Genomic DNA, 6,951 nt, shown 5'->3' with positions numbered 1-6,951 from the left:
CTACGGCTTCGGGCTGGACTTCTGCGCCACCAGCATCGCGGCCTTCTACCACAACGTCCTCCACTGGCATTCGCCCTACCCCTACCTGAGCCTTCCGGTGGTGTTCGGGACGGTGGGCGGCGTCATGATGTGCATCGGCACCGTGGGCCTGCTCTACCTCAAGTCCAAGAGCGACCTGGACCCGGCCGAGGAGAAGATGCTCACCCTGGACAAGACTTTCCTGTGGATGCTCTTCCTGACGAGCTTCACGGGGCTGCTGCTGCTGGTGTTCCGCGAGACCGCGATGATGGGAACGCTGCTGGTGATCCACCTGGGAGTGGTGTTCGGGCTGTTCCTGACCATCCCCTACAGCAAGTTCGCCCACGCGGTGTACCGGTATGCCGCGCTGGTCCAGAACGCCATCGAGGTGCGGGAGGACGAGAGCAAGATCGTGCTGGGGTGACGCGGTAACGCATTACCGTTCGTCCTGAGCGTAACCGATGTCCTTCGACTTCGCTTCGCGAAGCTTGTCCTGAGCTTGTCGAAGGGCTCAGGACGAACGGCTAAGTTCAGCAACCGTCATCAAAACACCGTTCGCCCTGAGCGTAGCGAAGCGAAGTCGAAGGGCACACCGTTCGCCCTGAGCGTAGCGAAGCGAAGTCGAAGGGCGCCAACCTCAGTAAGTATCGAACATCCGCTGGATGGCGTCCGGGTCGGTGGTGGCACTGAGGGCCAGGGCCAGCAGGACCCGTGCCTTCCAGGGCTGGAGGTTGTCGGCGGTGACGACGCCGCGCTCCTGGAGACCCGGGCTGCGGGCGACGCGGCCGGAGCCCACGCGGCTGCCGATGCACAAAACGACGCCCTTTTCGCTGGCGCGGGCGAACGCCTCGTCCTGCGCAGGCGTGGGGCGGCCCGCGCCGGTGGCGGCGCACACGATGCCCCTGGCGCCCGCGGCCACGCAGGCATCGATCACGGCGCCGTCGGCTCCGGCGTGCGACACCACGACATCAACCCTGGGCAGCGACTCCAACCCTGACACGTCGAACTCGGTGGCGATGGTGTGCGGCATGACCGTCCGGTGGTAATAGCGCACGCTGCCGTCGGCGTCGGCAAAACCCAGAGGCCCGAGGTCCCGCCCCTGGAACGCCTCGACCCGATAGGTCGCCGTCTTGGTCAGGTCCCGGGCGCCATAGATGCGGTCGTTCATCACCGCCAGCACGCCCTGCCCGCGGGAACTTGGTTCCGCGGCCACCCGCACCGCGTTCAACAGGTTCAGGTAGCCGTCCGCGCCCAGCGCCGACGCCGGCCGCATGGACCCCACCAGCACCACCGGCCGGTCCGTCTTGAGCACCAGGTTCAGGAAGTAGGCCGTCTCTTCGAGGGTGTTGGTGCCGTGGGTGATGACCGCGCCGTCGGCTTCGCCACGCTCGAAGATCCCGTGCAGCAGCTCCGCCAGGTCGAGCCAGTCCCGGTCCACCAGCGCATGACTCGGCAACCGCCGGAACGGCACCTGCTCCACCTCGGCGATGCCCGCAAGCTCGGGAACGGAACCCACCAACTCGCCGTCACCGAGCCGCTTGTTGTTCTCGATGTACCAGGCGAGATCCAGCCGGTCGGCGCCCACCGAGTCGATGGTGCCTCCGGTGAGGATCAGGGCGATTCTGGGTGTGGTCATTTGTGGTGCCGGTCCATGGAAGCGAAGGGCGGTTAAGGACACCCCGAAGTCGGGCTGGAACCTATCCGACAAACCATAGGCTGTCAATTGTATCCGGGATCAATCGGTCATCGTTCCGCTGTCGTCCGCGGCAGCCGCACCCGCACCACTATCGGGTCGTGGTCGCTGGCCCGCGCGGCGGTCTCGGCGAACTCGGCATTGACGTGGACGATGTCCACCTCGGCGGAGGCACCGAGGGCCGGGCTCACCAGGATGTGGTCCAGGGACTGGGCGTTGCCCTCGAAGATGTAGGTGTAGCGCTCGGTCGGGGGCAGCGTTTCGGTGAGGTTCCGGAGGCTGCGTTCGAGGATCTTGAGCGGGGAGACGAACCCGAACTCGTTGAAGTCGCCCAGGACGACGATGGCGGCGTCGCGCCGTGCGGCGAGCCGGCGGGCGATGAACGCCTGCACTGTCTCGGCCTGCCTGCGGCGGTTGGTCACGCTGCCGTTTACGGACGGGTCCTCCTGGCGCTGGGTGAAGGGCTGCACCTCCCCGAACAGCGGGCTGCTGCCGCGCTTGGAGTTGAAGTGGTTGTTGACCACGGTGATCGCGGCACCGCCGGACGCGCGGGGGCGGAAGCTCGCGACCAACGGCAGGCGACCGTTGTAGAACGGGTTCCGCGGGTTGGTGCGCTGGTCGGCCGGGTCCGTGACGGTGGCTACCGAGCCAGGGACGAGCTCCACGCGCGCCGGGTTGTAGAGGAACGCCACGCGGATGTTGCCGCCGGGCTGGCCGCCGCTCGTGTCGTCGCCGATGAACGGGTGGTCGATGAAGCGGTAGCGCACCCGCCCCACGGCGGCGATGCGGTCCACGAGCAGGCGCAGCGTGGCGCCGGCGGCCTTGACCCCGGTCTTGGCGGAGCCGTCGTTGTCCTGGATCTCCTGGAGCGCCACGACGTCGGGGTGGCGCAGGTTGCGGGCGATGATAGCCGCCACGGCGTCGAAACGGCCGCTTGCCACGTCGGTGTCACCGTCGGCGTCGTTGGGGTCGAGGTTGAGCACGTTGAAGGTGGCGATGGTGAGGTGATCGTCGCCGGCCCGCAAGGACGTGGTCTCGGGCTTCAGCCGGCCCCGCGTACGCCTGAATTTATCGGTGAAACGCACCTCGTAGTTGCCGAAGCCGTAGCTCATCACGCCGGTGACGTCGCCCAGGGAATCGCCCACCTGGACGTGCGGCGTCGCCATGGGGCTCAGTCCGAAGTCGTCGTCGATCTGGATGCGTTCGGGGTTGAAGTCGTCAGGCCGCAGCGTGAGGGCGCCGCGCGCACTCAAGCCCGAAGGCGCCGTGCCGCGGGCACGCACGAAGATCTCCCCGAAACGGCTGGTGGGGCTCACCGCCACCGCATCCCTGACGGTGACACGCATGCCTTCGAGTGTCTCGTAGAAGTCGATGCCGTCTTCCCTCGGATCGAACACCGCGAACCCGTCGTTGTCGATGACACGGCCGGGCGGGACGCGCCCACCGGACCCCAGCACCACCGGGTCGGGAAGCCTGTTGCCGCGGGACAAGCGCGTGAGCCGCGGGCGCGTGATCTGTGTGATGGTGAGGTTGCGGGACGCCGCGCCGCCGGGCTGGAACTCCGTCACAACGCCGCGCACGCGCAACCGGTCCCCCGTGGCGGCCGCCGGAGCCCGCCGCGTAAAGACGAGTATGCCGTCCGAGGTATCGGGGTCCCCGTCCCCCGCCGCATCCTGCAGGTAGAAACCGTCCGTATCCACCGCGGTCACAATGCCGGTGGTGGTGACCTGCCGCCCGCGAAAAGGCGAAATGTGGCCGCGCCCCTGGACCCGCCCGATGCGCGTCTCGCCGGCGGCCTCCGTCACGCTCGCCGCCAGCGTCACGTAAAGCAGCGTCCCGACCGCCGCGAGCCACACCAGCGTTCCAGTCGAAATGGAACGTTTCGCACGGTATCCCATGCCGACACCGTGTAACAGGGTGGGTGCGACGCCTCAAACGGCCCTGCCAAATCTTCATTGCCTATTCCCCGTCCCGGCAGTATGCTGAAAGTGTGAGGTCAAGCATGGTCTGGTGTCGGGTTCCTGTTGGAAAGGAGGATTCGTCATGTCGGTCATCATGATCTACGAAGGCATCCACGGGGCGGAGGAAGTCGCCAACCGGGTCGCGAAGTCCCTGAACTACAAGTGCGTGGGACGGCAGGACCTGGCGGCCACTCTGCCGAATTACGGCGTGCCGCGCGCCAAGCTCGACGACATCACGGAGAAGGAGCCGCACTGGTGGGAACAGTGGCTGCAGGACTTGCGGCCCTACCGCATCGCGCTCCAGGCCGCCATGTGCGAGATGGCCCAGGCCGGCCCCATGGTCTACCACGGACACGTGGGACACGAGCTTCTTCCCGGCGTGTCGCACGTGCTGAAGGTCTTCCTGACCGGCTCCATGGAGTTGCGCGTCGACCTGCTCCGCTCGCGCCTCGCGGTGGACGAGGGCACCATACGGAAGCAACTCGAGCACACCGACCGGGCCCGCAGCCGGCGGCTCATGGCCCTATTCGGCCACGACTGGCAGGACCCCACCCGCTATCACCTGATGCTCAACCTGGCCATGGGCACGGAGGCCGCAAGCCAGGTGGTCAGCACGGCCGCCAAGCTCGCGGCGTTTGGCGAGACGGAGGCTTCCAGGCAGGCCTTCGAGGACCTCGCGCTGGCCAGGAAGACGCAGGCCACCCTGCTCCGTTCCGAGCTGTACCGCGATCTGCCCATCGACGTGAAGGCTCACAAAGGGACGGTGACCGTGTCCGGAATGGTTTCCTCGCCGGTAACGGTGGAAGGGGTGGTGGCGGCCATCAAGGGCATCCCGGAGGTCTCGGAGGTCACGGCGAACCTGGTGGTGATGCCGCGACGGCATTCGGACATCGAGTAGGCAATCCTCGAAACATCGCACAACCGGGCGAGCCAAGGTCCGGGGGCCGGCGCGATGCGACGCCGGGCCCCGGATCAAGGAATATTTGCATGCCGAAAAGCCTGAGCAGCTTCCTGGAAGACTGCCGCCGTGAAATTCCCAACGAGGTGGTGCACGTGGAGCGGGAGGTGGACCCCGCCAACTACGACGTGAGCGCCATCATCAAGCATCTGAGGGCCGCCCGGAAGTTCCCGCTGCTCGTCTTCGACCGGCCGCGCAACCTGCACGGCCGGGTCAGCGATTTCAGGCTGGTGATGAACTTCACCATCTCCCAGCGCAAGACCCAGATCGCGCTGGGGCTGCCCAAGGAGATGACCCGGGCGCAGATGGCGGAGGCGTGCGTGGACATCGAGCGCAACCGGGTGGCGCCGGTGGTGGTGGAGAACCGCGAGGCGCCGGTGATGGAGAACGTCCGGAGCGGCGACGCCGTGGACCTCCACGAGCTGCCCATCATGCGCCACCACTACATGGACGGCGGCCCCTACATCACCCTGTGCACCATCGCCAAGGACCGCCGGCAAGGCATCTACAACGCCTCGTACCACCGCATGGAGATCAAGTCGAAGAACCACACGTCGCACTACCACTCGCAGCACCACCAGTGGATCATCTTCCGCGACCACGAGGACCAGGGGCTGGAATGCCCGGTGGCCACGGTGCTGGGACACCACCCCGCGTTCTACATGGGCGCGTGCTACACCGGCCCCTTCGAGGTGAGCGAATACGACGTCATCGGCGCCTACCTCGGGGAGCCGCTCCGGGTGACGCCGTCCACCACCTGGGGCGACGACCTGCTGATTCCCGCGGACGCGGAGATCGTCATCGAAGGCGCGCTGATCCCGGGCGAGCGCATCGTCGACGGCCCCTTCGGGGAAGCGCCGGGCTACCTCGGACCGCAGCGCTTCTTCTCGGCCTGCCGCTACGAGGTGCGCGCCATCAACTTCCGCAGCAACGCCATGTACCAGTCGGTCATCACCCCCGAGGGCGACAAGCCTTGGCTGGACCTGCCGCGGGAGGGCGCCTACCTGCGGCGCATCCGCGAGGCCGTGCCCGGCGTCACCGCGGTATGCAAGGCCGGCCGCCACGCCCACTACAACATCTTCATCGCCATGAAGAAGCTCTCCGAGGGCGACCCCGGCCGCGCCGCGGCCGCCGCCCTCACCGAGCTCCACGCCAAGCACGTCTTCGTCTTCGACGACGACATCGACGTCTACAACCCCACCGAAATCCTGTGGGCCCTGGCCACCCGCGTGCAGCCGCACCGGCAAGTGTCGATCATGCAGCCCACCTTCACCGGCAACTACCTCGACCCCACCGTGGTGGACGAGACCAAGACCTCCGTCATGATCGTCGACGCCACCCGCCCCCTGGACCGCCCCTTCTCCCCCGTCTCCAAGGTCCCGGACGAGGCCATGGCCCGCATCAAGGTCGAAGACTACATCCCCGGCGAAGTGCTCGCGCACATCCCCGTGGACCGCACCACGTACTGGTCCTAGACCGGTCCTTGCTTCACCGCCGCTTGTCGCGGCGGCCCCTCTGATCTGGTACAGACTAAGCAATCTGATCAATGGAATGGCGTCCTTTGAAATGGCGTCCTTCGACTTCGCGCCGCTGGCGCGGCGCTACGCTCAGGACGAACGGGAAAGGTTTCCACAACCGTTCGTCCTGAGCGTAGCGCCGCGCCAGCGGCGCGAAGTCGAAGGACCGCAAGTTCCCAGAGTCTCCCTATTCCGCTGCCAGCGTCCTGGAACGATTGAAGCAACCCGACCGAGGAATCCATGAACGAGATCGAGATTCAATTCGAGTTGAACGGCCAGGTGCGCAGCGCCAGCGTGGCGCCGGAGTTGCTGCTGGCGGATTTCCTGCGCAACTCCCTCAGGCTCAAGGGCACCAAGACGAGTTGCGAGGTGGAGGTCTGCGGTTCCTGCACGGTGCTGCTGGACGGCCGCCCGGTGAGCGCCTGCACCACCCTGACCCACGAGATCGACGGGCGCTCGCTGACGACCATCGAGGGTCTCGGCGGCGACGATGCGCTGGACCCGGTGCAGGAAGCGTTCTGGGAAGAAGGCGGCTTCGAGTGCGGCTTCTGCACCCCGGGCATGATCCTCGCCGCCCGCGCCCTGCTGGACGAGAATCCCGACCCCTCGGAAGCGGACATCAAGGCCGCCCTGGACGGCAACATCTGCCGGTGCACCGGCTATCTGTCCATCATCCGGTCGGTCAACCGGGCGGCGGCGCTGCTGCGCGGGCAGGAGACGCCGGCGCCGAGACCACTCGACGAGCGCCGTCTCGACGGCGCCGCCAAGGTCCGCGGCGAGCCGGTGTACACCGCCGACCTGACG

6 protein-coding genes and 1 pseudogene are annotated in these 6,951 nt (G+C 67.0%); 4 read left to right on the top strand and 3 right to left on the bottom strand.

The window, feature by feature from the left end; all coding sequences use genetic code 11:
• On the top strand, positions 1-442 hold a 442-nt coding region (tcuB, locus tag OXU42_13415), incomplete at its 5' end, for a tricarballylate utilization protein TcuB (protein MDE0030386.1).
• 213 nt (positions 443-655) lie between these two features.
• Here the strand turns inward: tcuB and OXU42_13410 are convergent.
• Together OXU42_13410 and OXU42_13405 are read right to left on the bottom strand one after the other, a co-directional pair.
• Positions 656-1,654, bottom strand: a complete 999-nt coding sequence (locus tag OXU42_13410) for an asparaginase (protein MDE0030385.1) — start codon at positions 1,652-1,654, stop codon at positions 656-658.
• 107 nt (positions 1,655-1,761) lie between these two features.
• Entirely contained in the window at positions 1,762-3,609 is a 1,848-nt protein-coding gene (locus OXU42_13405) for an endonuclease/exonuclease/phosphatase family protein (GenBank protein ID MDE0030384.1), read from the bottom strand.
• A gap of 145 nt (positions 3,610-3,754) precedes the next feature.
• Here OXU42_13405 and OXU42_13400 point away from each other — a divergent pair, with 145 nt between their 5' ends.
• Together OXU42_13400 and OXU42_13395 are read left to right on the top strand one after the other, a co-directional pair.
• Complete coding sequence (locus OXU42_13400) at positions 3,755-4,570, top strand: cytidylate kinase family protein (protein MDE0030383.1); 816 nt, start codon at positions 3,755-3,757, stop codon at positions 4,568-4,570.
• Between the two features lie 89 nt (positions 4,571-4,659).
• Positions 4,660-6,105: a UbiD family decarboxylase gene (locus OXU42_13395; GenBank protein ID MDE0030382.1), complete on the top strand. Its 1,446-nt coding sequence runs from the start codon at positions 4,660-4,662 to the stop codon at positions 6,103-6,105.
• A 55-nt stretch (positions 6,106-6,160) separates the two neighbouring features.
• Here OXU42_13395 and OXU42_13390 read toward each other — a convergent pair whose 3' ends face one another.
• Complete coding sequence (locus OXU42_13390; protein MDE0030381.1) at positions 6,161-6,319, bottom strand: hypothetical protein; 159 nt, start codon at positions 6,317-6,319, stop codon at positions 6,161-6,163.
• A 68-nt stretch (positions 6,320-6,387) separates the two neighbouring features.
• On the opposite strand from OXU42_13390, the pseudogene OXU42_13385 reads away from it, so the two are divergent.
• Positions 6,388-6,846 (top strand): annotated as a pseudogene (locus OXU42_13385) ((2Fe-2S)-binding protein).
• Positions 6,847-6,951 lie beyond the last annotated feature (105 nt).

The sequence above is a fragment of the Deltaproteobacteria bacterium genome (genome assembly GCA_028818775.1).
Taxonomy (GTDB): Bacteria; Desulfobacterota; Binatia; order UBA9968; family JAJDTQ01; genus JAJDTQ01.
Note: the sequence above shows the minus strand (reverse complement) of the source record. Positions and strands in the feature narration are given on the sequence as shown.